Genomic DNA, 25331 nt, shown 5'->3' on the forward strand with positions numbered 1-25331 from the left:
CTCAGAGCAGCGTCAGGGTGTAGCTGACGATGAAGCGGTTTTCGTCCTGGTCGTTGGCGGTGGTGTTGCCGCGCAGCGAGGCGTTGCGCCAGGAGAAGCCGAGGCCCTTGAGGGCGCCGCTCTGCAGGCTGTAGTCCAGACGCACATCGCGCTCCCATTCCTGGCGATCGCCGCCCACGGCGTCGATGTCGTCGCCCGACAGGTAGGTGATGAACGCCTTCAGCCCCGGCGCGCCGAGCTTGGCGAAGTCGTAGCTGTACTCCGCCAGCCAGGTGCGCTCGCCGGCGGAGAGGAACTTGCCGATCTGCCGGTCGGTGATCAGGTAGGCGGTGGAGCCGTCGCCCTGGTTGAGGAACGGGAAGGCGCTGTCGCCCGAGACCTGCTGGTAGCCGCCGCTCAGTGCGTGGCCGCCCAGGGTGTAGGTGAGGAAGGCACTCCAAGTGTCGTTGTCCACCTCGGTGCCGCTCACCGTGTTGGCAGCGGTGATTTCGCCCTGGCCGCGATAGCCTTCGGCACGCCCGGCGACGCTGCCGTTCTTGCCGTCGGAATCGCTGTGGAAGTAGCGCAGGTCGGTCTTCAGCGCGCCCGGACCGATGGCCCAGGTGTGGGTCAGGCCGAGGAAGTGCTGTTTGTAGAAGTCTTCCAGGTTGCCGTAGTAGTACTGCAGCACCAGGTCCTTGGAGGCCTTGTAGTCGGCGCCGGCGTAGCGGAACTGGTTGGAGTCCGCCTGCACGCCGCCGACCGAGGCAGCACCGGCGATGCGCAGGCCGACGTCGTCGGAAGACGCGCGGGTCTTGGTGTGTTCAAGCTGGCCAGCGATCAGCGTCAGGTTGTCGATCTCGGCCGAGGTGACCTGGCCACCGTCGAACAGCTGCGGCAGCAGGCGACCGTCGTTGAAGTTCACCACCGGCAGCTTCGGCTGCAGGGTGCCGATGCGCGCTTCGGTTTTGGAGACACGCAGCTTGGCGGTCACCCCGGCCTTGCTGAAGTCGTCCTCGGCCTTGCCATTGCTGTCCAGCGGGAACAGCTGGCCGGGGCGGCGGCTGTCGCCGTTCTGGCTGTTGCCGCCCGAATCCAGCTTGAGGCCGAGCAGGCCGACCACGTCCAGCCCGAAGCCGACGGTGCCTTCGGTGAAGCCCGAGGCGTAGTTGAAGATGAAGCCCTGCCCCCACTCGTTGGCCTCGGCCCGGTTGTCCGCGGTGTTCTTGGTGTTCAGGTCGTAATAGAAATTGCGCAGGCCAAGGCTGGCCTTGCTGTCCTCGATGAAGCCGGCGGCCGTGGCGTGCCGGGCCAGAAGGCCGAGGGCGATGGCTGCGCTGAGGGATTGGATCTTCATGGGGGCGCTCCGTTGCGATGTCGTGAGTGTGGGCTCGGGGCGCAAGGGGGAGGCGTTGCCTGCATCGTCACCGCTCGCCTCGCGTCCGGCTCTGTGGCGGATCGCTGGTAGACGAGTTCTGGATAATGCAGGGCGCCATTCGCACTCGCCTGGGTAGGCGGCTATATAGCGAATTTCCGATGCGCCCGGTTGAGCGTCACGGACAGAGCAAGAACGCTTCCAGCGTTCCTGTTTCCATTCAAGTCTATGATTTTACGGGTTAAGTGGATTTTTATTAATGCAGGAAAAGACCGCCTTTATTGTCGTTGATCCGACAATGCGGACTTTGCTGTGTGGTTGTGTATATAGAAATGGCGGCGGGCGAGGCTGGCTCGTCCGCCGTGCGGATCAGGCGGATTTCGCCAGTTCCGCTTCCACGGCTTCGACCAGGCGTGGGTCGTCCGCGGTGACATCGGGTGCGAAACGGGCAGCGACGCGGCCGTCGCGACCGATGAGAAATTTCTCGAAGTTCCACTGCACCTCCGGCACCGTATTGGCCTGGATGCCGTAGCCCTTGAGTTTTTCCCGCATCGGGCCTTCGCCGGTGGCATCCGGCAGCGCGCGGGTGAGGGCCTGGTACAGCGGGTGCTGGCCATCGCCGACCACGGAAATCTTGGCGAACAGTGGGAATTTCACGTCGTAGGTCAGGCTGCAGAACGCCTTGATCTCTTCGTCGCTGCCCGGCTCCTGGCCGAGGAAGTCATTGGCCGGGAAACCGAGCACTTCGAGGCCGGCGGCATGCTTGCTCTCGTAGAGCTTTTCCAGGCCTTCGTACTGCGGCGTCAGCCCGCACTTGGAGGCAACGTTGACCACCAGCAGCACCTTGCCCTTGTACGGTTCGAGGGTCTGCGCGGTGCCATCGATGGAGGTGACGGGAATTTCGTAGAGGTTGCTCATGGCGGCTCGCTTCGTGAGGGGGCGGATGGGTGCGCCGGGCCGGCGAAAAGTGCCCGGCGCGGTGTGGACGTCAGGGTTTGGCCATGTGCCAGACGCCGCCCTTGCCATCGCCGTTCATCTCACCCGGCTTGTCCTTGGCGAAGGTGTACAGCGGCTTGTCGGCGTAGGCCCACTGCAGGGTGCCGTCCTCGCGTTTGGCCAGGGTCCACTGGCCATCGGGCTTGGCGTCGGCATCGGCCATCAGCGGAGGCCAGTTTTCCGCGCAGGGGCCACTGCATTTGGAGATGTCCTTGGTGTCCTTGTCGTAGGTGTACAGGGTCATGCCTTTGGCATCGACCAGCATGCCGCCCTTCTCCATCGCGGGTGGCGCAGCGAAGGTGATGCCGGAAAAGGCCAGGGCGGTGGCGGCGAGAGCGTATTTGAGGGTCATTGTTTTTCTCCGTCCGTTCGTGGGGTCCAGGAAATAACCTGCACAGATACAGAACCCGACGGGCCGCAAGCGTTCGGCTGGCGAGCGATTGCGCGGCGGCGCCGGACCACGACCGACATGGGGCGGTCGTGGTCGCGGGCCTCAGAACAGGAAGTAGCGCTGGGCCATCGGCAGCACGTCGGCCGGCTCGCACCAGAGCAACTGGCCGTCGGCCTTGACCTGGTAGTTCTGCGGGTCGACCTCGATGCTCGGCGTATAGTCGTTATGGATCAGGTCCTTCTTCTGCACCGCGCGGCAGCCCTTGACCACGCCGATCTTCTTCTGCAGGCCGAGTTGCTGCGGTACGCCGGCGTCCGCGGCGGCCTGGCTGATGAAGGTCAGGCTGCTGGCGTGCAGCGAGCCGCCGTAGCTGCCGAACATCGGCCGGTAGTGCACCGGTTGCGGGGTCGGGATCGAGGCGTTGGCGTCGCCCATCAGGCTGGCGGCAATGACCCCGCCCTTGAGGATCAGCGTCGGCTTGACGCCGAAGAACGCCGGGCGCCAGAGGATCAGGTCGGCCCATTTGCCGACCTCGATGGAGCCGACCTCGTGGCTGATGCCGTGGGTGATCGCCGGGTTGATGGTGTACTTGGCGATGTAGCGCTTGACCCGGAAGTTGTCGTTGCCGGCGCCGTCCTCGGGCAGCGCGCCGCGCTGCTTCTTCATCTTGTCGGCGGTCTGCCAGGTGCGCGTGATCACCTCGCCGACGCGGCCCATGGCCTGGCTGTCGGAGCTGATCATGCTGAAGGCGCCGAGGTCGTGGAGGATGTCCTCGGCGGCGATGGTCTCGCGACGGATGCGGCTTTCGGCGAAGGCGACGTCCTCGGCGATGCTCGGGTCCAGGTGATGGCAGACCATCAGCATGTCCAGGTGCTCGTCGATGGTGTTGCGGGTGAACGGCCGGGTCGGGTTGGTCGAGCTGGGCAGCACGTTGGGAAAACCGCAGGCCTTGATGATGTCCGGCGCGTGGCCGCCGCCAGCGCCTTCGGTGTGATAGGTGTGGATGGTGCGGCCCTTGAACGCGCCCAGGGTCGTTTCGACGAAGCCGGATTCGTTCAGCGTGTCGGTGTGGATCGCCACCTGCACGTCGTACTGGTCGGCGACCGACAGGCAGTTGTCGATGGCCGCCGGCGTGGTGCCCCAGTCCTCGTGCAGCTTGAGGCCGATGGCGCCGGCCTTGACCTGCTCGATCAGCGGCTCGGGCAGCGAGACGTTGCCCTTGCCGGTGAAGCCGATGTTCATCGGGAAGGCGTCGGCGGCCTGGAGCATGCGCGCCATGTGCCAGGGGCCGGGGGTCACGGTGGTGGCGTAGGTGCCGGTGGCCGGCCCGGTGCCGCCGCCGATCATGGTGGTGGTGCCGCTCATCAATGCTTCTTCGATCTGCTGCGGGCAGATGAAGTGGATGTGGCTGTCGATGCCGCCGGCAGTGAGGATCATGCCCTCGCCGGCGATGACCTCGGTGGCGCCGCCGATGGCGATGCTCACGTCGGGCTGGATGTCCGGGTTGCCGGCCTTGCCGATAGCGGCAATGCGGCCGTCCTTGAGGCCGACGTCGGCCTTGACGATGCCCCAGTGGTCGACGATCAGCGCGTTGGTGATCACCGTGTCGACCACGTCGGCGGCGCACAGCTGGCTCTGGCCCATGCCGTCGCGGATCACCTTGCCGCCGCCGAACTTCACTTCGTCGCCGTAGGTGGTGAAGTCCTTCTCCACTTCGATCCACAGGTCGGTGTCGGCCAGGCGCACCTTGTCGCCGACGGTGGGGCCGAACATGTCGGCGTAGGCTTGGCGGGAAATCTTCATGAGCAGGTGTCCTGTAGGGTGCGCCGTGCGCACCGCGATTGGCTCTGGTGCGCACGGCGCACCCTACGAATCCTTGGCGGCTTACAGATCGCCCATCACCCGTCCGGCGAAGCCGAACACGCGGCGCTGGCCGGCCAGTTCGACCAGTTCGACCTCGCGGCTCTGCCCCGGCTCGAAGCGCACCGCGGTGCCGGCCGGGATGTTCAGGCGCATGCCGCGGCTGGCCGCGCGGTCGAAGGTCAGCGCGTCGTTGGTCTCGAAGAAGTGGAAGTGCGAGCCGACCTGGATCGGCCGGTCGCCGCTGTTGGCGACGCTCAGGCTGAGGGTGCGGCGGCCGGCGTTGATTTCGATCTCGCCGGGCTGGATCTGGTATTCGCCTGGGATCATCGGGGCTGCTCCGTAGCGGGGGAAAGGAGGAGTTGCATGAAGGTGAGGTCGAGCCAGCGGCCGAACTTCTGTCCGACCTGCGGCATCTGCCCGGTGGTGACGAATCCCAGGCGCTCGTGCAGGCGGATCGAGGCGGCGTTGCCGCTCTCGATGGCGGCGACCATTACGTGCAGCCCGGATTCGCGCGCGCGCTCGATCAGCGCCTGCATCAGCTTCGGCCCCAGGCCCTGGCCGCGCTGGTCGCTGCGCACGTAGACCGAGTGCTCGACGGTATGGCGGAAACCGTCGATGGCGCGCCAGGTGCCATAGCTGGAGTAGCCGAGGACGTTGTCGTCGGCGTCCACCGCGACCAGTACCGGGAAACCCAGGGCGGCGCGATCGGCCAGCCAGGCACGGCGGTTGTCGAGGTCGACGGCGTAGTCGTTCCAGATCGCCGTGGTGTTGACCACGGCGTCGTTGTAGATGTCGCGGATGCCGGGCAGGTCGGCATCGAGGGAGTCGCGGATGATCACGGCGGTCGTCCTTCGATCAGGCGATGGGTTGGTGCACGGTCACCAGTTTGGTGCCGTCGGGGAAGGTCGCTTCCACCTGGATTTCCGGAATCATTTCCGGCACGCCTTCCATCACCTGGTCTCGGCTCAGCAGGGTGGTGCCGAAGTGCATCAGCTCGGCGACGCTGCGGCCGTCGCGCGCGCCTTCGAGCAGGGCGGCGGAAATCAGCGCCATGGCTTCCGGGTAATTGAGCTTCAGGCCACGGGCCAGGCGGCGTTCGGCCACCAGCCCGGCGGTGAAAATCAGCAGCTTGTCTTTTTCGCGCGGTGAAAGGTCCATCAGGTGCTCCAGATTCGAGGGGGAACGGCCGTGCGACCGAGCAGCGCCGGGCGCAACAGGCGCCAGAGGTCGATCAGCCAGGCGCGGGCGTGCAGCGCTTCGTGGGCCAGGCAGCGTGCAACGATCAGGCCGGGCAGTTGGGTGAGGTCGCCGCGCACGCGCGAAGGCAGGTCGCGGCAGCGTTCGAGCAATTCGGCGTCGATCTCGCCGGTGACGATCAGGGTGGCGAACACCGGCTGGCCGTCGAGGCCGATCGGCGAATCGAGCAGGCCGTCGCCGCCGCTCACGCGCTGGCGTTCATGCCAGAGCGGCTGGCCGTCGCGCCGGATGTCCAGGCGCGCCTGGAAGTGGCCTTCGGCGAAGCGTTCGTCGGCGGCCGGGCGGCCGAGGGCGACCATGTCCCAGTAGAACAGCCGCGCGTCGCCGAGCAGCTCGATGCGCGTACTCAGTTCGGCGCGGGCGCCGGAGTAGACGATGGTCTCCTGCGGCAACCACTCCAGGGTCGCGCCGGCTTCCACCCGCAGGTGCAGGTCCTGGTAGGCGGCGCCGGCCGCGCGGTACCACTTGGCGGCGCCGGGGCTGGTCAGCTGCGCCCAGGCGTGCGCTCCGACGCTGGCGCGGATGTCCAGGCGATCGCCGCCGGCGATACCGCCTGGCGGATGGACGATGATGTGCTGGCAGACCTCCGGGCCTTCGGCATACAGATGCTTCTGCACCCGCAGCGGGCCGGCATGGCGGCGCATCACCGGGCGTGTGGCGTCGCCGGCGCGGGTATAGCCCAGCTCCAGCTCGGCGTGCCAGCTGGGGGTGAAGAGGGCGGGGGTGATCGTTGCGTTCATGCGCTTCTTTGCAGTGTGGGAGGGCGGTGAAGCGTGGGCGAGGGTTCTTTCCGGGCGCCGGGCGGGCAGGACAAACCTACGGGAAAACTCAGATCGCGACCAGCCCGCGCACGCCATCGGCTTCCATGGTTTCGCCACGGCCCTGCTGGACGATCTCGCCGCGCGACATCACCAGGTACTGGTCGGCCAGCTCGGCGGCGAAGTCGTAGAACTGCTCCACCAGCAGGATCGCCATGTCGCCACGCGCGGCGAGTTTCCTGATCACCACGCCGATCTCCTTGATCACCGAGGGCTGGATGCCTTCGGTGGGCTCGTCGAGGATGAGCAGGCTTGGCTTGCTGGCGAGCGCGCGGCCGATGGCCAACTGTTGCTGCTGGCCGCCGGAGAGGTCGCCGCCGCGGCGGGCCTTCATTTCCTCAAGCACCGGGAACAGCTCGTAGATGAACGGCGGCACGCGCTTCGCCTCGCTGCCGGGAAACCGCGACAGGCCCATCAGCAGGTTCTCCTCGACCGTCAGGCGCGGGAAGATCTCGCGTCCCTGCGGCACGTAGGCGATGCCGGCGTTGACCCGCTGGTGCGTCTTGAAACCGGTGATCGGCTTTCCGTTCCAGTTCACCACGCCCTGCCGGGACGGGATCAGGCCCATCAGGCATTTCAGCAGGGTGGTCTTGCCGACCCCGTTGCGCCCCAGCAGGCAGGTGACCTCGCCGATCTTCGCCTCGAAGCTCAGCCCGCGGAGGATGTGGCTGCCGCCGTAGTACTGGTGGAGTTGGTCGACTTGCAGCATGTGGATGTCCTTGAAAAGGAGGGCGGTGTCGTCCGCCCGGTGGTTCCATTCGGTGCGCGCTGCGCACCCTACGGGAGACGCCGCGCGCGTAGGGTGCGCCCTGCGCACCAGGGCTCAGCCCGGTAGGGTGGATCGCGCTTCATCGATCCACCGTGCGCTGTTTCGGTGGATGAAAGACGGCGTCATCCACGCTCCGGTATTCCATTCGGTGCGCGCGGCGCACCCTACGGGGGAGGCCGCGCGCGTAGGGTGCGCCATGCGCACCGAAGGCTCAGCGGCCGAGGTAAACCTCGATCACCCGCTCGTCTGCCTGCACCTGCTCCAGCGAGCCCTCGGCGAGCACGTGGCCCTGGTGCAGCACGGTGACGTGGTCGGCGATGCTGCCGACGAAGCCCATGTCGTGCTCCACCACCATCAGCGAGTGCTTGCCGGCGAGGCCCTTGAACAGCTCGGCGGTGAATTCGGTTTCGGCATCGGTCATGCCCGCCACCGGCTCGTCGAGCAGCAGCAGTTGCGGGTCCTGCACCAGCAGCATGCCGATCTCGAGGAACTGCTTCTGCCCGTGGGAAAGCAACCCGGCCGGACGCCGGCGCGAGGCGTCCAGCTTGATCGTGGTGAGCACGTCCTCGATGCGCTCGCGCTGCTCGCCGGAAAGGCGCGCACGCAGGCTGGCCCACACCGACTTGTCGGCGTTCTGCGCCAGCTCCAGGTTCTCGAACACCGAGAGCGCCTCGAACACCGTGGGCTTCTGGAACTTGCGGCCGATCCCGGCCTGGGCGATTTCCACTTCGCTCATCTCGGTCAGGTCGAGGCTTTCGCCGAAGAACGCCTGGCCGCTGTCCGGGCGCGTCTTGCCGGTGATCACGTCCATCAGGGTGGTCTTGCCCGCGCCGTTGGGGCCGATGATGCAGCGCAGTTCGCCGACGCCGATGTACAGGGTCAGATCGCGCAGCGCCTTGAAGCCGTCGAAGCTGACGTTGATGTCTTCCAGGGTCAGGAGGGTGCCGTGGCGCACGTCCAGGCCGGGGCCGGAGGCGCGACCAAGGCCGATCGCATCGCGGCCGGTACCGGCGTCGCTGTTCGGGTCGTAGGCGGGTTCGAGCATGAAGTGTCCGGGGGTGGCGTGCATCACTGTTCTCCCTTGCGGCGCAGCAGGCCGATGACGCCTTTGGGCAGGAACAGCGTGACGATGATGAACAGGGCGCCGAGGAAGAACAGCCAGTACTCCGGGAAGGCCACGGTGAACCAGCTCTTCATGCCGTTGACGATGCCGGCGCCGAGCAGCGGGCCGATCAGCGTGCCGCGCCCGCCGAGGGCGACCCACACGGCGGCCTCGATGGACTGCGTCGGGGCCATCTCGCTGGGGTTGATGATGCCCACCTGCGGCACGTAGAGCGCGCCGGCCAGGCCGCAGAGCACGGCGGACAGCACCCAGACGAAGAGCTTGTAGCCGCGCGGATCGTAGCCGCAGAACATCAGCCGGTTCTCGGCATCGCGCAGCGCGGTGAGCACCCGGCCGAACTTGCTTCGCGCCAGGCCCCAGCCCAGCGCCAGGCTGGTCACCAGCAGCGCCACGGTGGCGAGGAACAGCACCGCGCGGGTGCCCGGCGCGGTGATGCCGAAGCCGAGCAGGGTTGAGAAACCGGTGAAACCGTTGTTGCCGCCGAAGCCCGTCTCGTTGCGGAAGAACAGCAGCATGCCGGCGAAGGTCAGCGCCTGGGTCATGATCGAGAAGTACACCCCCTTGATCCGCGAGCGGAAGGCGAAGAAGCCGAACACCAGCGCCAGCAGCCCCGGCGCCAGCACCGCCAGGCACATCGACCAGAGGAAGCTGGAGGTGCCGTACCAGTACCAGGGCAGCTCGGTCCAGGCGAGGAAGCTCATGAAGGCCGGCAGGCCGTCGCCGGCGCTCTGGCGCATCAGGTACATGCCCATGGCGTAGCCGCCGAGGGCGAAGAACAGGCCGTGGCCGAGCGACAGCAGCCCGGCATAGCCCCACACCAGGTCGAGGGCGAGGGCGACGATGGCGTAGCAGAGGATCTTGCCGACCAGCGTCAGGGTGTAGGCGGATACCTGCAGCGGATTGTCCGCCGGCAGCAGCGAGAGCAGCGGCAGGGCGACGAGGATCGCCAGCACCGCGCCGAGCGCGGCGAGGGTCAGGCGCGGGCCGGCTTTCTGCGCGGCGGTGAGCGCGAGCGGCTGGTTCATCGACGGTGTCCTTGTTGAATGGCGGTCGCGGGCTGGGCGGGGCACCAGGCGTTGTTCAGCGGCGCGATGGCGATTTGGAGAGCGTTCGGGCTGGCCATCAATCGATCACCCGTCCTTTCAGCGCGAAGAGCCCCTGCGGGCGCTTCTGGATGAACAGGATGATCAGCGCGAGGATCAGGATCTTGCCCAGCACGGCGCCGATCTGCGGTTCGAGGATCTTGTTGGCGATGCCCAGGCCGAACGCGGCCAGCACGCTGCCGGCCAGCTGGCCGACGCCGCCGAGCACCACCACCAGGAAGGAGTCGATGATGTAGCTCTGGCCGAGGTCCGGGCCGACGTTGCCGATCTGCGACAGCGCCACGCCGCCGAGGCCGGCGATGCCCGAGCCGAGGCCGAAGGCGAGCATGTCCACGCGGCCGGTGGCGACGCCGCAGCAGGCGGCCATGTTGCGGTTCTGCGTCACCGCGCGGACGTTGAGGCCCAGGCGGGTCTTGTTCAGCAGCAGCCAGGTCAGCAGCACCACGAACAGGGCGAAACCGATGATCACGATGCGGTTGTACGGCAGCACCAGGTTGGGCAGCACCTGGATGCCGCCGGACAACCAGGACGGGTTGGCGACCTCGACGTTCTGCGCGCCGAAGACGATGCGCACCAGCTGGATCAGCATCAGGCTGATGCCCCAGGTGGCCAGCAGGGTTTCCAGCGGGCGGCCGTAGAGATGGCGGATCACCGTGCGTTCCAGCGCCATGCCGATCGCCGCGGTGACGAAGAACGCCACCGGCAACGCCGCCAGCGGGTAGAACGCCAGGGCGTCGGGGGCCAGGCGCTGGAACAGCAGCTGAACCATGTAGGTGGCGTAGGCGCCGAGCATCAGCATCTCGCCGTGGGCCATGTTGATCACGCCGAGCAAACCGAAGGTGATCGCGAGGCCGAGGGCGGCGAGCAGCAGGATCGAACCCAGGCTCATGCCGGAGAACGCCTGGCCGATGAGTTCGCCGATCAGCAGTTTGCGTTTGACCTGCGACAGGCTGGTTTCCGCCGCGGTGCGCACGCCGGCGTCCTGTTCCACGGCCGGGTCGAGCAGCGCTTCGAGGCGCGTGCGCGCCAGCGGCTGGCCGGTTTCGCCAAGCAGGCGCACGGCGGCCAGGCGCACGGCCGGGTCCGGGTCGACCAGTTGCAGGTTGGCCAGCGCCAGGCTCAGGGCATCGCGCACGGCGTCGTCCTGTTCCGCGGCGACGCGCTGGTTGAGCAGGCCGAGTTGCTCCGGGCGAGCGCTCTTCTGCAGTTGCTCGGCGGCGGCCAGGCGCAGGCCGGCGTCCTCGGCGAGCAGCCGGTGGCTGGCCAGGGCGGTGTTGGCGAGGCCGCGCAGGCGGTTGTTCAGGCGCAGCTTGCGCGGCGCGTCGGCCGGTTCGGCATTGCCTTCGGCGGCCCGGAAGGCGCCGTTCTCCTCGATGAACGGGACTTTCGCGCTGTCGGCGGCCAGGCGGCCATCCTGCAGCGCCTCGATCAGCGGCAGGCGGGCCGGATCGGGTTGCGCGGCCCATCGTTCGAGCAGGCTGGCCTGCGTGGATGGATTGGCGGCGACGAAATCGGTGGCATCTCCGGCATGCGCCGCTGCGGGAAGCAGGAGCAGGCAGGCCAGGATCAGACGGTGGACGGCAGAGGGCATATCGGTGTCCTTCGGATCACGGTCATCCTGCCCGGCCATGGGATCGTGGGCCGGGCGGAATGGACACGGACGCTGCAGGAACGGACGCTGGCGCTCGCTCCTACAGAGGGTGCGCCTGGATCAGTTGCTCTTCATCGGGTGGTCAGGCTTCTTGTCGTTGCCTTCGATGTAGGGGCTCCAGGGCTCGGCGCGCACCGGGCCTTCGGTCTGCCAGACCACCGAGAACTGCCCGTCTTCCTGGACTTCGCCGATCATCACCGGCTTGTGCAGGTGGTGGTTCTTCTCGTCCATCTTGATGGTGTAGCCGTCCGGCGCGGCGAAGGTCTGCCCGGCCATGGCGTCGCGCACCTTGTCGACGTCGGTGGTGCCGGCCTTCTCGACCGCCTGCGCCCACATGTGGATGCCGACGTAGGTGGCTTCCATCGGGTCGTTGGTGACTACGGTGTCCGCGTTCGGCAGTTTCTTGGCCTTGGCGTAGGCCTTCCAGGCGGCGACGAATTTCTCGTTCACCGGGTTATCCACGGACTGGAAGTAGTTCCAGGCGGCCAGCTGACCGACCAGCGGCTTGGTGTCGATGCCGCGCAGTTCTTCCTCGCCGACCGAGAAGGCGACCACCGGAATGTCGGTGGCTTCGATGCCCTGGTTGGCCAGTTCCTTGTAGAACGGCACGTTGGAGTCGCCGTTGACGGTGGAGACCACGGCGGTCTTGCCGCCGGCGGCGAACTTCTTGATGTTGGCGACGATGGTCTGGTAATCGCTGTGGCCGAACGGGGTGTAGACCTCTTCGATGTCCTTGTCGGCGACGCCCTTGCTGTGCAGGAAGCTGCGCAGAATCTTGTTGGTGGTGCGCGGGTAGACGTAGTCGGTGCCGAGCAGGAAGAAGCGCTTGGCGGCGCCGCCGTCTTCGCTCATCAGGTACTCGACGGCCGGAATCGCCTGCTGGTTCGGCGCCGCACCGGTGTAGAACACGTTCGGCGACATTTCTTCGCCTTCGTACTGCACGGGGTAGAACAGCAATCCGTTGAGTTCTTCATAGACCGGCAGTACCGATTTGCGCGACACCGAGGTCCAGCAGCCGAAGGTCACGGCCACCTTGTCCTGGGTCAGCAACTGGCGGCCCTTCTCGGCGAACAGCGGCCAGTTGGACGCCGGGTCGACGACCACCGGCTCGAGTTTCTTGCCGAGCACGCCGCCCTTGGCGTTGATCTCGTCGATGGTCATCAGCGCCATGTCTTTCAGCGAGGTCTCGGAGATCGCCATGGTGCCGGAAAGGGAATGCAGGATGCCGACCTTGATGGTGTCGGCGGCGTGTGCGGTGAACGGGAACAGCCCGCTGAGCGCAAGGGCACTGGCAGCGAGTGTGGATTTCAGAAAGGGACGGCGTTTCATGAGGGTGCGGCTCCGTGGCTGGGTCCATGCGCATCGTTGTTCGCGAAACGACGCTCCCGGCTCGCGCCTGCGTCAATTCGTCAACGCAGCAGTCGCAGCATCCGTGCCAAGGCGTGCAAACCCTTGATTTGAAGCGGCTTGGTCATTCCGGCAGGCAGGCGGTAGTCGATTTTCAGCGGTCCGTCGTGGTGCGCGCGCGCGACCGTGAAAAACGCATGGGCGCCGGATTGCACCAAATCAGAGCGAAAGGTAATTCTTCACGCCGGTGAAGATGATCTGCGCCGCCAGTGCGCAGACAAAAAGCCCCATCAGGCGGCTGACGATCTGCAGCCCCTGCTCGCCGAGCAGGCGCTCGAAGCGTCCGGAGAGGAACAGCACCATGCCGACGGTGACGCTGGCGAGGAAGATGCCGCCCACTGCCAGCAGCTTGTCGTTCCAGTGCGGCTGGCTGGCGCCCATCACCAGCAGCGCGCCGATGGTGCCGGGGCCGACGGTGATCGGGATGGTCAGCGGCACGATGGTCACGTCCTGCTGCAGGTTGTCGCTCTGCACCACCGATTTGCCCTGGGCCATGCCCAGCGCCGAGATGAACAGCACGCTGCCGGCGCCGATGCGGAAGGCGTCGATGGTGATGCCGAACAGCACGAAGATGTGCGTGCCGAACAGATAGAGCAGCATGCTGGCGACGAACACCCCGCTGGCGACGCGCCAGGCGAGCCGCTTGCGCTCTTTCAGCGTGTAGCCGCGGGTCATGCCGATGAAGCAGGACAGCACGAAGAACGGGCTGTAGAGCACCAGCAACTTGAGGTAGAGACTGAACAACGCGGCAGACATGCGGGGTTCTCGGCAGGAGTATAAAAAGGCGGGTTGGCGGCGCGGAACGCTTACTCGATCAGCGCGCTGCCTTCGGCATGGCTGCTCTGCCTGGCGCCGACCCATTGCTGGATCATCTCGCGCAGTTGCGACAGCTCCACCGGCTTGGCCATGTGGCCGTCCATGCCGACCTTGCGCGCGCGTTCCTTGTGCTCGACCAGGATGTGCGCGGTGAGGGCGACGATCGGCGTGCGCCGGCGGCCCTCCCGGTTCTCCCATTCGCGCAGTTGCTCGGTGGCGGAGAAGCCGTCGAGGACCGGCATCTCGCAGTCCATCAGCACCAGGTCGTAGTGCCGGGTCTTCATCGCGCTGAGCGCTTCCTCGCCGTTGCTGGCGGTGTCCGGCTCCAGGTTGAGCTTGTTCAGCATGCCGCGGATGACCTTGGTGGAAATGCTGTTGTCTTCCGCGACGAGGATGCGGAAGTCGCTCGGCACGTCCAGCGCCGGCACGTCAGGCGCCTCGCTCGTGGCCGCGCTCTTGCCGCGTTGCGCGAGTTCGTCGGCGAGGGTGGTCTTCAGCGCATAGCCGGCGACCGGCTTGGCGAGGATGCGTTTGATCCCGGCGTTGCGCGCGATGATCTTGCTCGGCGCGTTGCTGATGCCGGTGAGCATGATCAGCAGGATGTCGTGGTTGAGGCTGGGGTCTTCCTTGATCTTGGTCGCCAGTTGCAGGCCGGTCATTCCGGGCATGTCCTGATCGAGCAGGACGACGTCGAAGTAGTCGCGCAGGTGCGCCTTGGTGCGCAGCAGCGCCAGCGCTTCCTTGCCCGAGGCCACCGCGCTGACCTGCAGGCCCCACACGGTGCATTGCTGCATCAGCACCTTGCGGCAGGTGTCGTTGTCGTCGACCACCAGCAGGCGTGCACCGAGCAGCGGGCTTTCCAGATCGGCGGGCGGCTGCTCCAGGCGCTCGGGATCGAGCGGCAGCGTCAGCCACAGGGTGTTGCCCTGCTGGCCGCCGCTCTGCACGCCGAACTCGCCCTGCATCAGGCGCACCAGCTGGCGCGAAATGATCAGCCCGAGGCGCCCGCCGACGCGGGTCGCGGCCAGGAAGTCGCGGCTGTGCAGTTCCGCGTTGAGCAATGCCTCGCGATCTTCGCTCTGCAGCGGCCGGCCGCTATCCTGCACGGCGATGCGCAGGCGGGTCTGCTCGCCGCTGGTGTCGAGCGCGACGACGAGAAGGATTTCGCCCTCGTCGGTCTGTTTGAAGGCGTTGTCCAGCAGGCTCAGCAGGGTCTGGCGCAGGCGCGTCGGGTCGCCGCTGATCACCCGGGGCACCTGTGGCTGGATGAAGCTGATCAGCTCGACCTGCTGCTGCTCGGCCTTGGCGCGGAAGATGTCCAGGCAATCGTCGAGCAGGGCGTTGAGGTCGAACTGCACGTCGTCCAGTTCGATCTGCCCGGACTCCAGGCGCGAGATGTCGAGAATCTCGTTGATCAGGCCGAGCAGCTCGTTGCCGGCGCTGTGGATGGTCTGCACGTAATCGCGCTGCTTGGCCGACAGCGGGGTGCCGAGCAGCAGTTCGGTCATGCCCAGCACACCATTCATCGGTGTGCGGATCTCGTGGCTGATCTTCGCCAGGAACTCGGCCTTGGCGCGCAGCTCGGCGCCGCTCACCGCCAGCGCGGTGTGCTCGGTCAGGCGGTCGGCTCGCAACTGGCGCTGGCGATCGCTGAGCGACAGGCTGAGCAGCAGGCCGCAGAACGCGGCGCTGCCGAACAGGATGATTTCCAGCCAGCCAGGGCTCATCTGCACGAAGCCGAAGAGCATCGGCGTCAGCGCCAGGAACACCAGGGTGAAGGTCCCGGCCGCCAGCACCACCAGCCGCGCCGGGCGATAGCCACGGCGCAGGTGATAGGCGGCGGTGATCAGCGCGCAGGAGGCGGCGAGCAGGATCAGCAGGTTGATCAGGCTGCTGTACCACAGCTCTCGGGTCAGCAGGATCACCGCGGCGACGCCGCTGATGACGATGATCCCGGCCATCGGCAGCCAGTTCAGGCCTTCGCCGACACGGGTATTGCGGAAGAACGAATGGATGAAGCCGAGCAGGCAGATGGCGGCGGCCAGCGTCGCCATGTCCGCGCAGAGCGCCAGGCTGTAGCCGCTGCCGGTTTTCGGCAGCCAGTAGCCGAGCACGCCGAACTCGGCCAGCGCATTGAGCAGCAGCAAGGCATGGAAGCCGCTGAGCCAGAGGTTGCCGAAGCCGCGGTTGTTGGCCAGGCGGAAAAGGTTGTAGAGCATCAGCAGGCCGAGCGCGCCGAACAGCGTGCCGAACAGGTAGGCGGGGCGTTCCAGGTCGACCACGCCGCTGCTGTCGAGGGTCTTCAGCCACACCATCAGCGGGTGGCTGGAGGTCATGCGGATATAGGTTTCGCGCATGCTGCCGTCATTCGGCAGGACGAACAGGTAGCTGTTAGACGAGAGCGTGCTGGCCGCCGTCGGCATGGATTCGCCAGTGTGCTCGTGGCGCTCCAGCTGGCCGTCGCGCAGGCGATAGAAGTCGAGGTACTTGACCCGCGGGGCGTACAGCCAGAGCCAGTGGACGTCGGTCAGCGCGGGGGTTTCGATGCGCAGCCAGATGGCGCGCTCGCCGGCGGGCATGCTGAAGGATTCCCGGCCCAGCGACTTGAACTGGCTGCGCTGGGCGATGACTTCCTCGAGCTTGAGCTGCTCCGAATCATCGATCAGGATCTGCCAGTCCGACGCCAGCGCCGCTGCCGGGGTTTCCACCACCTGCGCCGACACCGTACCGGCATACCAGGGCAGCAGGCTGCAGATGAAGGCGATGGCGATCCAGAGCCGCGTCACGGTCGAGGTCCTTTCAGATATTGCCGCGATTATAGTCAGGTAGTTGACCACGCCACTACGAAAAAGGCGGCCACCGGGCCGCCTTTTTCGTAGCAGATCGCTGCTATTCGTCGGCCTGTTCGCGTGCGATGGCACGGTAGCCGATGTCGCTGCGGTAGAAGCAGCCGTTCCAGCTGATCTGCTTCGCCAGGCGATAGGCCTGCTGTTGGGCATCCGCCACACTGTGCCCGATCGCTGTGGCGCAGAGCACGCGGCCACCGGCGGTGACCACCTCGCCCGCGGCGTTCAGTGCGGTGCCGGCGTGGAAGACCTTGCCCTCCAGCGCGGCCGCGGCATCCAGGCCCTCGATCACGTCGCCCTTGGCGTAGTCGCCCGGGTAGCCGCCGGCGGCGAGCACCACGCCGACCGTCGGGCGTGGGTCCCACTGCGCTTCGACCTTGTCCAGCGCCCTGGCCAGCGCGGCCTCAACCAGCAGCACCAGGGAGCTTTCCAGGCGCACCATGATCGGCTGGGTTTCCGGGTCGCCGAAGCGGCAGTTGAACTCGATCACCTTGGGCGCGCCGGATTTGTCGATCATCAGCCCGGCGTAGAGGAAGCCGGTGTAGACGTTGCCTTCCTCGGCCATGCCACGCACGGTCGGGTAGATCACTTCGTCCATGACCCGCTTGTGCACCTCGGCGGTGACCACCGGGGCCGGCGAGTAGGCGCCCATGCCGCCGGTGTTCGGGCCGCTGTCGCCGTCGCCGACGCGCTTGTGGTCCTGGCTGGTGGCCATCGGCAGCACGTTCTGACCGTCGACCATGACGATGAAGCTGGCTTCCTCGCCATCGAGGAACTCCTCGATCACCACCCGCGAACCGGCCTCGCCGAAGGCGTTGCCGGCGAGCATGTCGCGCACCGCATCCTCGGCTTCGCTCAGGGTCATGGCGACGATCACGCCCTTGCCGGCGGCCAGGCCGTCGGCCTTGATCACGATCGGCGCACCCTTTTCGCGCAGATAGGCCAGTGCCGGTTCGACTTCGGTGAAGTTCTGGTAGTCGGCGGTGGGAATCCGGTGGCGGGCGAGGAAGTCCTTGGTGAAGGCCTTCGAGCCCTCCAGCTGCGCAGCGCCAGCGGTGGGGCCGAAGCAGTCCAGGCCGCGGGCGCGGAACAGGTCGACCACGCCCTTCACCAGCGGCGCTTCCGGGCCGACGATGGTCAGTTGCACGTTCTTCTCGGCGAAGTCGGCCAGTTGCTCAAGGGACAGCACGTCGATGGGCACGTTCTCGCACTTGGCCTCGGTGGCGGTGCCGGCGTTGCCTGGGGCGACGAAGACCTTCTGGATGCGCGGGTCCTGGGCGACCTTCCAGGCCAGCGCATGTTCGCGCCCGCCGCTGCCGATGATCAGTACGTTCATGGGGTTCCCCTTCAGGAGGCGGGCCTGCGGCCCGTTCGGTGGATAAACAGAGCGTTATCCACCCTACGAAAATCGTGCTTCTAGCATTTTGCGTTTTATCGGGCCGTGATGGGGCGTTTGGCTGCTAGGCGGAGGTCGGTTCGACGAGCGCAGTTGCCGCCTGGCAATGAGCATCGGCGAATCGGACTCCAACAACGCAGACGAGCGCTTCAGCGCGGCCGTGCCACGGTCAGTGACGGAAGTGGCGCATGCCGGTAAACACCATCGCGATGCCGGCTTCATCAGCGGCGGCAATCACCTCGTTGTCGCGCATCGAACCGCCCGGCTGGATCACCGCGGTGATGCCATTGGCGGCGGCGTTGTCCAGGCCGTCGCGGAACGGGAAGAAGGCGTCCGAGGCCATCACCGAGCCGGCGACCTGCAGGCCGGCGTGCTCGGCTTTGATCGCGGCGATGCGCGCGGAGTTGACGCGGCTCATCTGCCCGGCGCCGACGCCGATGGTCTGGCGGTTACGCGCGTAGACGATGGCGTTGGACTTGACGAACTTGGCCACTTTCCAGGCGAACACCAGGTCGTGGACTTCCTGTTCGGTGGGCGCGCGCCGGGTCACCACCTTGAGGTCGTCGGCGGTGATCATGCCGATGTCGCGGCTCTGCACCAGCAGGCCGCCGTTGACGCGCTTGAAGTCCCAGCCGGCGCTGCGTTCGGCCGGCCACTCGCCGCACTCGAGCAGGCGCACGTTGGCCTTGGCGGCGACCACTTCGCGGGCGGCGGCGCTGATTTTCGGGGCGATGATCACTTCGACGAACTGGCGCTCGACGATGGCTTTCGCGGTCTCGCCGTCCAGCTCGCGGTTGAAGGCGATGATGCCGCCGAAGGCCGACTCGCTGTCGGTGGCGTAGGCCAGCTCGTAGGCTTGGCGGATGCCGCCTTCGCTGTCCAGGGCCACGGCGACGCCGCAAGGGTTGGCGTGCTTGACGATCACGCAGGCCGGCTTGACGAAGCTCTTCACGCATTCCAGCGCGGCATCGGTGTCGGCGACGTTGTTGTACGACAGCTCCTTGCCCTGCAACTGCACGGCGCTGGCGATGCTGGCCTCGCCCTTCTTCGCCTCGACGTAGAACGCCGCCTGCTGATGCGGGTTCTCGCCGTAGCGCATTTCCTGCGCCTTGACGAACTGGCTGTTGAAGGTGCGCGGGAACGCGCCACGGCCTTCGGTGGATAGGGTGGCTGCCGCCTGGTCTATGGTGCCCAGGTAGTTGGCGATCATGCCGTCGTAGGCGGCAGTGTGCTCGAAGGCCTTGAGCGCCAGGTCGAAGCGCTGGGCGTAGGTCAGGCCGCCGGTTTTCAGCGCCTCGACGATGCCGGCGTAGTCGCCGACGTTGACCACGATGGCGACGTCCTTGTGGTTCTTCGCCGCGCTGCGGACCATGGTCGGGCCGCCGATATCGATGTTCTCGATGGCATCGGCGAGGTTGCAGTCGGGCTTGGCGACGGTGGCCTCGAAGGGGTACAGGTTGACCGCGACCAGGTCGATCGGCTTGATGCCGTGTTCGTCCATCACCGCGCCGTCGAGGGCCCGGCGGCCGAGGATGCCGCCGTGGATCTTCGGATGCAGGGTCTTCACCCGACCGTCCATCATTTCCGGGAAGCCCGTGTAGTCGGCGACTTCCACCGCGGCCACGCCGTTGTCCCTGAGCAGCTTGTAGGTGCCGCCGGTGGAGAGGATTTCCACCCCCTGGGCGACGAGCTCGCGCGCGAATTCGAGGATGCCGGTCTTGTCCGAAACGCTGATCAGCGCGCGGCGAACGGGAAGGCGGGTGGTCTGGTCGGTCATGTCGATGTCCATGAGGGCAGATGAATCAGCAAAAAGGGCGGCTCGCGGGCCGCCCTTTTTCGAATGCGTGCTTACAGCAGGTCGTACTGCTTGAGCTTCTTGCGCAGGGTGCCGCGGTTCAGGCCGAGCAGCTCGGAGGCCTTGGTCTGGTTGCCCTTGACGTAGTTCATCACAGTTTCCAGCAAGGGCGCTTCGACTTCGGAGAGCACCAGGTTGTAGACGTCGGTGACGGACGCGCCTTCGAGATGGGCGAAGTAGTTGCGCAGCGCCTTCTCAACGTTGCCGCGCAGGGTCTGGCCCTCTTCGCTCGGCGTGTTGAGGTGCTGCTTGAGGTTAAGGTTGTCGCTCACGGGTGTTGCCCCATCAAATGTCGATCCATCAAAAACCAGCTCAGCCATCGTCGTCATGCCGCCAACCCCTCTCCATCATTGTGCCGTTCGGCGAAGAACTGCCGAACGGTGGCGTACTGTGCGTCCGTCGTCTCCAAACGATTGAACCCGACGCGGAACTCCCGGGCACCGGGGAGCGTGGCCAGGTACCAGCCCACGTGCTTGCGTGCGATGCGCACGCCCATCACCTCGCCGTAGAAGACATGCAGTGCTGCCAGGTGCTCTAGCAGAATGCATTCCACTTCGCTCAGGGTCGGCGCCGCCAGCAGCTCCCCGGTCGCCAGGTAATGGGCGATCTCGCGGAATATCCACGGCCGGCCCTGGGCGGCGCGGCCGATCAGCAGCGCATCGGCACCGGTGGCGTCGAGTACCGCGCGGGCCTTGTGTGGCGAATCGATGTCGCCATTGGCGAACAGCGGAATCGAGATCGCCTGCTTGATCGCGGCGATGGTCTCGTATTCGGCCTCGCCGGTGTACAGATCGGCGCGCGTGCGGCCATGCACGGCCAGCGCGGCGATCCCGGATTGTTCGGCGATCTTCGCCACCGTAATCCCGTTCCTGTTCTCTCGATCCCAGCCGGTGCGGATCTTCAGCGTCACCGGCACGTCGACCGCGGCGACCACCGCCTCGAGGATCTCCGCCACCAGCAGTTCGTCCTTCATCAGCGCCGAACCGGCGGCCTTGTTGCAGACCTTCTTCGCCGGGCAGCCCATGTTGATGTCGATGATCTGCGCGCCGAGCTCGACATTGGCCCGCGCCGCCGCGGCGAGCATCTGCGCATCGCCGCCGGCGATCTGCACCGAGCGTGGCTCCGGGTCGCCGACGTGCGGCAGGCGCAGGCTCGACTTGCGGGTGTTCCAAAGGCGCACATCGCTGGTCACCATTTCCGACACCACCAGCCCGGCACCGAGTTGGCGGCAGAGCTGGCGAAACGGACGATCGGTGACGCCGGCCATGGGCGCCAGGATCACGGGGTTGGGCAATGTGTAAGGGCCGATGCGTACCGCCGACATAGGTCTTCCCTGTAATGGGGCCTGCTTTTCGTTGATCGGGGCAGTTCGAAAAAGGGTGGGCATGATACCCGCTAGCGGTGACCGGATAAAGATCGATTTGCACAAATTCTGAACAGTCGTCGACTTATCGCCAGCGGTTAGATGAGCCGTTTTCGTTCACTCGGGCGAGTGGAAACTCAGGCTGTAATTCACCGCCTTGGCGCCCGGATCGAGGATGTCCAGGGAAATGTGGATCGGCGTCTGCGGGGGCATTTCGCTCTGCCCGGCGAGTTCGCCGGCGAGGTACTCGCTGGGCTTGAAGCGACGACTGGCGAGCAGTTGCCCGTTGAGGTCGGCGAAGCGCAGTTCCAGCAGCGGAAACGGCTGCGAAAAGGGCGCGCGGTTGTAGAGGATAGCGTCCACCACCAGCGCGCCGGTGAATTCCGGGTGGCTGCGTACCACCAGGTTGCTGCTCTTGATCAGGGCGATGTCGACCTTCGACGGCAGCGTGCAGCCCAGCGTCGGGCACAGCTGCTCGAACCAGGGGCGATATTCGTCGCGCCGGGCCAGCTCGTCGTAGTGATACCAGAGGTACTGGCCGGCCAGCGCCGCGAGCGCCAGCAGGTTGAGCAGCAGCCAGCCGAAGATCCGGCCCCAGCGCCTGCGCGGCGCCTGCCATTCCAGCTGCAGCGGCTCGTCCTCGAGGTCGAGCAGCGCCGTGCTGCGCAACGCCGGTTCGCTGCGTGCGGGCTTGTGTCGCGCGTTCGGCTGAGCTTCGTCATCGTCATCGTCGCGCCGCGGGTCGACCAGCAGCAGCGCGGTGACCGGCACGTCATCGCGTTCGGCGGACAGGCGGAAGTCCGGCTCGTCCTCGTCGTCGCGCGCGTCGTCCGGCTCTTCCGGCAGGTGCAGGGAAAGCGTCGGTTCGCTGCGGGCCGGCGGCAGCACGGGGTCGTGCAGCGGCGCGTGCTCGATCGCGGTGAGCGGCTCGGGCGCCGGCAGTTCGGGCGGCGGCTCCGGTGGTTCCGGTTCCGGTTCCGGTTCCGGCGCGGCATCGATGAGCAGCTTCTGCGCCCAGGCTTCCTCGTCGGACTCGCGCGGATCGATCGCGGACAGGCCTTCGCTCGGCTCGACGGGTTCGGCGCGCGTGCGAAAACGCTCGGAAACCAGGTGCTCCTGCAGTTCGAGCTTGGCCAGTTCCTCATCGAGATCGAGGCTGTCCAGGTCAAGGTCGTCGTGAATCCACAGTGTATCGCCCGGGTTCTTGCCCGGCGGCGGCAGCTGTGGCCGCACCGCCGGCCTGGACGTCTCGCTGACCGGTGCGGGAGGTGCCATCGGCCGTGTTTCGCCGGCGTCCCGCAACTGCTGCGCCGCGTTGAACACCTGCATGCAGGCGCCACAACGCACCGCGCCCTGGGCGATGCCCAACTGGCTGCGTTTGACGCGGAAACGGGTGCTGCAATGCGGGCATTGCGTGACGAAACTGTCGGTCATGCGGCTATCCGGTGGCCACTGTTCCCGCCGGTGGGCGGGTGGCGAAACGAGGCGCGCAGTCTACCGCAAGCGCCCGGCGCTGCGGCAGAGGGGCGCGAGACCTATCGACGGGTGCCGCTGATGCGCACCCAGCCGTCCTTGACGGCGGTCGGCTCCAGGTCGAAATCGGCGGCGTAGGCGGCGCGGACGTCCTCGGCCTGTTCGGCGAGGATGCCGGACAGCGCCAGGCGCCCGCCGGGCTGCACCAGCGCGATGATCTGCGGCGCGAGGGCCACCAGCGGGCCGGCGAGGATGTTGGCGACCACCACTTCGGCGGGCTCGCGCGGCAGCGCTTCGGGCAGGTACAGCGGCAGACGCTCGGCGGCGATGCCGTTGCGTCCGGCATTGTCGCGCGAGGCTTCCAGCGCCTGCGGGTCGATGTCGGTGCCCACCGCGCGGCCGGCGCCGAGCAGCAGGGCGGCGATGGCGAGGATGCCCGAGCCGCAGCCGAAGTCGAGCACGTTGCGCCCGGCGAGGTCTTCGCCATCGAGCCATTCGAGGCACAGGGCGGTGGTCGGGTGGGTGCCGGTGCCGAAGGCCAGGCCCGGATCGAGCAGCAGGTTGACGGCGTCCGGCTCCGGCACGGCGTGCCAGCTCGGCACGATCCACAGACGACGGCCGAAGCGCATCGGCTGGAAGTTGTCCATCCAGCTACGCTCCCAGTCCTGGTCTTCGATGCGCTCGAAGTGATACTCCGGCAGCGCACCGCCGGTGAGCAGCATCAGTCGGCCGATCAGGTCGGCCTCGTCGGTGTCCGCCTCGAACAGCGCCAGCAGGTGGGTGTGCTTCCACAGCGGCGTGGTGCCCAGGTCCGGCTCGAAGATCGGCTGGTCCTCGGCGTCCATGAAGGTCACCGAGACCGCGCCGGCTTCGAGCAGGGCGTCTTCGTAGACCTCGGCCTGCTCGGGAGTGATGGCGAGTCGGGCTTGTAACCAGGGCATGGGAGTTTCCTTCGCGGTGGCGCGGGTGGTGGGGGCAAAAACGGCCGGGAGTAAGGGTGATCGCCGGAGCGGGCGAACCACAAAAAAAGAGGGAGCGGCCTGCGCCACTCCCTCCCGGTGCTACATGATACCGCGTGCGGCTCAGTGCTTATCCATACCCAGTTTCTTTTCCAGGTAGTGGATGTTCACGCCGCCCTTGCAGAAGCCGGGGTCGCGGGTCAGGTCGCGGTGCAGCGGCACGTTGGTCTTGATCCCGTCGACGACGATTTCGTCCAGGGCGTTGCGCATGCGCGCCATCGCCTCGTCACGGTCGCCCCCGTAGGTGATCAGCTTGCCGATCAGCGAGTCGTAGTTCGGCGGAACCGAGTAGCCGCTGTACAGGTGCGAATCGACGCGCACGCCGTTGCCGCCCGGGGCATGGAAGTGCTTCACCTTGCCCGGGCTGGGCATGAAGGTGGCCGGGTCTTCGGCGTTGATCCGGCACTCCAGCGCGTGGCCGCGGATGACGATGTCGTCCTGGGTCAGCGACAGCTTGTTGCCGGCGGCGATGCTGAGCATCTCCTTGACGATGTCGACCCCGGTGACCATCTCCGACACCGGATGCTCCACCTGTACGCGGGTGTTCATCTCGATGAAATAGAAGGCGCCGTTCTCGTAGAGGAACTCGAAGGTGCCGGCGCCGCGGTAGCCGATGTCGATGCACGCCTTGACGCAGCGGGCGAAGACTTCCTGGCGCGCGGTTTCGTCGATGTCCGGAGCGGGCGCTTCCTCGATGACCTTCTGGTGGCGGCGCTGCAGCGAGCAGTCGCGGTCGCCGAGGTGGATCGCGTTGCCCTGGCCGTCGGAAAGCACCTGGACTTCCACGTGGCGCGGGTTGGTCAGGAACTTCTCGAGGTAGACCATCGGGTTGCCGAAGGCCGCGCCGGCTTCGGTACGGGTCAGCTTGGCCGACTGGATCAGGTCTTCCTCGTTGTACACCACGCGCATACCGCGACCACCGCCGCCGCCGGCGGCCTTGATGATCACCGGGTAGCCGACTTCACGGCCTATGCGCAGCGCGGTTTCCTCGTCTTCCGGCAGCGGGCCGTCGGAGCCGGGAACGGTGGGCACGCCGGCCTTCTTCATCGCGTCCTTGGCCGAGACCTTGTCGCCCATCAGGCGAATGGTGTCGGCGTTCGGGCCGATGAAGGCGAAGCCGGAGCGTTCGACCTGTTCGGCGAAGTCGGCGTTTTCCGCAAGGAAGCCGTAGCCCGGGTGGATCGCCGTGGCGCCGGTGACCTCGGCGGCCGCGATGATCGCCGGGATGTGCAGGTAGGATTTGGCTGCCGGGGCCGCGCCGATGCAGACGGTTTCGTCGGCCAGCGACAGGTGCATCAGTTCCCGATCCGCGGTGGAGTAAACCGCCACGGTCTTGATGCCCAGTTCCTTGCAGGCACGCAGGATGCGCAGGGCGATCTCGCCGCGGTTGGCGATCAGGACTTTTTCCAGCGTCGCAGCTTTCAACATCGAAGACTCCTGGCGGTTCAAACGATGGTGAACAGCGGCTGGTCGTATTCCACCGGCTGACCGTTTTCCACCAGGATGGATTCGATGACGCCGCTGGTTTCGGCCTCGATGTGGTTCATCATCTTCATCGCTTCGACGATGCAGAGGATCTGGCCTTTCTTCACCGTGGTGCCGACTTCGACGAAGTTAGGCGAGGTCGGCGAGGAGGCGCGGTAGAAGGTGCCGACCATCGGCGAGCCGACCACGGTGCCGTTCAGCTTGGCGGCGGCCGGAGCGGCGTCCGCTGCCGGTGCGGCTGGCGCGGCGACGGGGGCTGCGGCCGGTGCCGGGGCGGCGGCATACATCGGTTGAGCGAAAGCTTGTTGCTTGCTGTGGCGGCTGATGCGGACCGATTCTTCACCTT

The 25331-nt window shown here is 66.6% G+C and carries 23 protein-coding genes; all 23 read right to left on the bottom strand.

Going from position 1 to position 25331, the window contains the following annotated elements:
• Nucleotide 1 precedes the first annotated feature (1 nt).
• The gene (locus B2X67_RS02740; protein WP_286784531.1) at nt 2-1336 is read right to left on the bottom strand and encodes an OprD family porin; all 1335 of its coding nucleotides are present in this window, start codon (nt 1334-1336) and stop codon (nt 2-4) included.
• A 387-nt stretch (nt 1337-1723) separates the two neighbouring features.
• Nucleotides 1724-2272: a glutathione peroxidase gene (locus B2X67_RS02745; protein WP_286784532.1), complete on the bottom strand. Its 549-nt coding sequence runs from the start codon at nt 2270-2272 to the stop codon at nt 1724-1726.
• Nucleotides 2273-2342: 70 nt separating this feature from the next.
• Nucleotides 2343-2702 (bottom strand): hypothetical protein, encoded by a 360-nt coding sequence (locus tag B2X67_RS02750; RefSeq protein ID WP_282338658.1) that lies wholly within the window; start codon nt 2700-2702, stop codon nt 2343-2345.
• 141 nt (nt 2703-2843) lie between these two features.
• Nucleotides 2844-4544, bottom strand: coding sequence for an urease subunit alpha (gene ureC, locus B2X67_RS02755; protein WP_286784533.1), 1701 nt, complete (start codon nt 4542-4544; stop codon nt 2844-2846).
• 81 nt (nt 4545-4625) lie between these two features.
• A complete protein-coding gene (locus B2X67_RS02760) occupies nt 4626-4931 on the bottom strand; it encodes an urease subunit beta (RefSeq protein WP_286784534.1) in 306 nt (101 codons plus the stop codon).
• A complete protein-coding gene (locus B2X67_RS02765; RefSeq protein WP_282338661.1) occupies nt 4928-5443 on the bottom strand; it encodes a GNAT family N-acetyltransferase in 516 nt (171 codons plus the stop codon). Before B2X67_RS02765 ends, B2X67_RS02760 begins: the two co-directional genes overlap by 4 nt.
• A gap of 16 nt (nt 5444-5459) precedes the next feature.
• Nucleotides 5460-5762, bottom strand: coding sequence for an urease subunit gamma (gene ureA / locus B2X67_RS02770; RefSeq protein ID WP_273228953.1), 303 nt, complete (start codon nt 5760-5762; stop codon nt 5460-5462).
• On the bottom strand, nt 5762-6601 hold the full coding sequence (locus B2X67_RS02775; protein WP_282338662.1) for an urease accessory protein UreD: 840 nt from the start codon (nt 6599-6601) through the stop codon (nt 5762-5764). Before B2X67_RS02775 ends, ureA begins: the two co-directional genes overlap by 1 nt.
• 88 nt (nt 6602-6689) lie before the next feature.
• Nucleotides 6690-7388, bottom strand: coding sequence for an urea ABC transporter ATP-binding subunit UrtE (gene urtE, locus B2X67_RS02780; RefSeq protein WP_090223914.1), 699 nt, complete (start codon nt 7386-7388; stop codon nt 6690-6692).
• A 271-nt stretch (nt 7389-7659) separates the two neighbouring features.
• Nucleotides 7660-8517: an urea ABC transporter ATP-binding protein UrtD gene (gene urtD, locus B2X67_RS02785; protein WP_286784535.1), complete on the bottom strand. Its 858-nt coding sequence runs from the start codon at nt 8515-8517 to the stop codon at nt 7660-7662.
• Entirely contained in the window at nt 8517-9596 is a 1080-nt protein-coding gene (gene urtC / locus B2X67_RS02790) for an urea ABC transporter permease subunit UrtC (protein WP_286784536.1), read from the bottom strand. Before urtC ends, urtD begins: the two co-directional genes overlap by 1 nt.
• A gap of 97 nt (nt 9597-9693) precedes the next feature.
• Nucleotides 9694-11265, bottom strand: coding sequence for an urea ABC transporter permease subunit UrtB (gene urtB / locus B2X67_RS02795; protein ID WP_286784537.1), 1572 nt, complete (start codon nt 11263-11265; stop codon nt 9694-9696).
• Nucleotides 11266-11385: 120 nt separating this feature from the next.
• Entirely contained in the window at nt 11386-12654 is a 1269-nt protein-coding gene (gene urtA, locus B2X67_RS02800; protein ID WP_273228964.1) for an urea ABC transporter substrate-binding protein, read from the bottom strand.
• Between the two features lie 237 nt (nt 12655-12891).
• Nucleotides 12892-13488, bottom strand: a complete 597-nt coding sequence (locus B2X67_RS02805) for a MarC family protein (RefSeq protein ID WP_090223905.1) — start codon at nt 13486-13488, stop codon at nt 12892-12894.
• Between the two features lie 50 nt (nt 13489-13538).
• A complete protein-coding gene (locus B2X67_RS02810; RefSeq protein WP_286784538.1) occupies nt 13539-16334 on the bottom strand; it encodes a hybrid sensor histidine kinase/response regulator in 2796 nt (931 codons plus the stop codon).
• 103 nt (nt 16335-16437) lie between these two features.
• Nucleotides 16438-17730, bottom strand: coding sequence for a phosphoribosylamine--glycine ligase (gene purD, locus B2X67_RS02815; RefSeq protein WP_286784539.1), 1293 nt, complete (start codon nt 17728-17730; stop codon nt 16438-16440).
• Between the two features lie 229 nt (nt 17731-17959).
• Nucleotides 17960-19567 (bottom strand): bifunctional phosphoribosylaminoimidazolecarboxamide formyltransferase/IMP cyclohydrolase, encoded by a 1608-nt coding sequence (gene purH, locus B2X67_RS02820; RefSeq protein ID WP_282338670.1) that lies wholly within the window; start codon nt 19565-19567, stop codon nt 17960-17962.
• Nucleotides 19568-19638: 71 nt separating this feature from the next.
• Nucleotides 19639-19965, bottom strand: coding sequence for a DNA-binding transcriptional regulator Fis (gene fis, locus B2X67_RS02825; RefSeq protein ID WP_376747793.1), 327 nt, complete (start codon nt 19963-19965; stop codon nt 19639-19641).
• A 5-nt stretch (nt 19966-19970) separates the two neighbouring features.
• Entirely contained in the window at nt 19971-20969 is a 999-nt protein-coding gene (dusB, locus tag B2X67_RS02830) for a tRNA dihydrouridine synthase DusB (RefSeq protein ID WP_282338671.1), read from the bottom strand.
• 156 nt (nt 20970-21125) lie between these two features.
• Nucleotides 21126-22442 (bottom strand): DUF3426 domain-containing protein, encoded by a 1317-nt coding sequence (locus B2X67_RS02835; protein ID WP_286784540.1) that lies wholly within the window; start codon nt 22440-22442, stop codon nt 21126-21128.
• A gap of 101 nt (nt 22443-22543) precedes the next feature.
• The gene (gene prmA / locus B2X67_RS02840) at nt 22544-23422 is read right to left on the bottom strand and encodes a 50S ribosomal protein L11 methyltransferase (protein ID WP_286784541.1); all 879 of its coding nucleotides are present in this window, start codon (nt 23420-23422) and stop codon (nt 22544-22546) included.
• 141 nt (nt 23423-23563) lie between these two features.
• Nucleotides 23564-24928: an acetyl-CoA carboxylase biotin carboxylase subunit gene (gene accC / locus B2X67_RS02845; RefSeq protein ID WP_286784542.1), complete on the bottom strand. Its 1365-nt coding sequence runs from the start codon at nt 24926-24928 to the stop codon at nt 23564-23566.
• A gap of 17 nt (nt 24929-24945) precedes the next feature.
• Nucleotides 24946-25331, bottom strand: a 386-nt coding sequence (accB, locus tag B2X67_RS02850; protein ID WP_286784543.1) for an acetyl-CoA carboxylase biotin carboxyl carrier protein, incomplete at its 5' end; no start/stop codon positions are given.

It is taken from the genome of Pseudomonas sp. UBA3153 (assembly GCF_002364635.1).
Classification (GTDB): Bacteria; Pseudomonadota; Gammaproteobacteria; order Pseudomonadales; family Pseudomonadaceae; genus Pseudomonas_O; species Pseudomonas_O kuykendallii.

Coding starts and splice junctions, on each gene's coding strand:
- B2X67_RS02750 (WP_282338658.1), bottom strand. CDS start 2,702: ATGACCCTCAAATACGCTCTCGCCGCCACCGCCCTGGCCTTTTCCGGC.
- accC (WP_286784542.1), bottom strand. CDS start 24,928: ATGTTGAAAGCTGCGACGCTGGAAAAAGTCCTGATCGCCAACCGCGGC.
- urtB (WP_286784537.1), bottom strand. CDS start 11,265: ATGCCCTCTGCCGTCCACCGTCTGATCCTGGCCTGCCTGCTCCTGCTT.
- urtC (WP_286784536.1), bottom strand. CDS start 9,596: ATGAACCAGCCGCTCGCGCTCACCGCCGCGCAGAAAGCCGGCCCGCGC.
- urtA (WP_273228964.1), bottom strand. CDS start 12,654: ATGAAACGCCGTCCCTTTCTGAAATCCACACTCGCTGCCAGTGCCCTT.
- dusB (WP_282338671.1), bottom strand. CDS start 20,969: ATGTCGGCGGTACGCATCGGCCCTTACACATTGCCCAACCCCGTGATC.
- purH (WP_282338670.1), bottom strand. CDS start 19,567: ATGACCGACCAGACCACCCGCCTTCCCGTTCGCCGCGCGCTGATCAGC.
- ureC (WP_286784533.1), bottom strand. CDS start 4,544: ATGAAGATTTCCCGCCAAGCCTACGCCGACATGTTCGGCCCCACCGTC.
- fis (WP_376747793.1), bottom strand. CDS start 19,965: ATGGCTGAGCTGGTTTTTGATGGATCGACATTTGATGGGGCAACACCC.
- urtE (WP_090223914.1), bottom strand. CDS start 7,388: ATGCTGCAAGTCGACCAACTCCACCAGTACTACGGCGGCAGCCACATC.
- prmA (WP_286784541.1), bottom strand. CDS start 23,422: ATGCCCTGGTTACAAGCCCGACTCGCCATCACTCCCGAGCAGGCCGAG.
- B2X67_RS02740 (WP_286784531.1), bottom strand. CDS start 1,336: ATGAAGATCCAATCCCTCAGCGCAGCCATCGCCCTCGGCCTTCTGGCC.
- B2X67_RS02760 (WP_286784534.1), bottom strand. CDS start 4,931: ATGATCCCAGGCGAATACCAGATCCAGCCCGGCGAGATCGAAATCAAC.
- B2X67_RS02805 (WP_090223905.1), bottom strand. CDS start 13,488: ATGTCTGCCGCGTTGTTCAGTCTCTACCTCAAGTTGCTGGTGCTCTAC.
- purD (WP_286784539.1), bottom strand. CDS start 17,730: ATGAACGTACTGATCATCGGCAGCGGCGGGCGCGAACATGCGCTGGCC.
- B2X67_RS02745 (WP_286784532.1), bottom strand. CDS start 2,272: ATGAGCAACCTCTACGAAATTCCCGTCACCTCCATCGATGGCACCGCG.
- B2X67_RS02775 (WP_282338662.1), bottom strand. CDS start 6,601: ATGAACGCAACGATCACCCCCGCCCTCTTCACCCCCAGCTGGCACGCC.
- ureA (WP_273228953.1), bottom strand. CDS start 5,762: ATGGACCTTTCACCGCGCGAAAAAGACAAGCTGCTGATTTTCACCGCC.
- urtD (WP_286784535.1), bottom strand. CDS start 8,517: ATGCACGCCACCCCCGGACACTTCATGCTCGAACCCGCCTACGACCCG.
- B2X67_RS02835 (WP_286784540.1), bottom strand. CDS start 22,442: ATGACCGACAGTTTCGTCACGCAATGCCCGCATTGCAGCACCCGTTTC.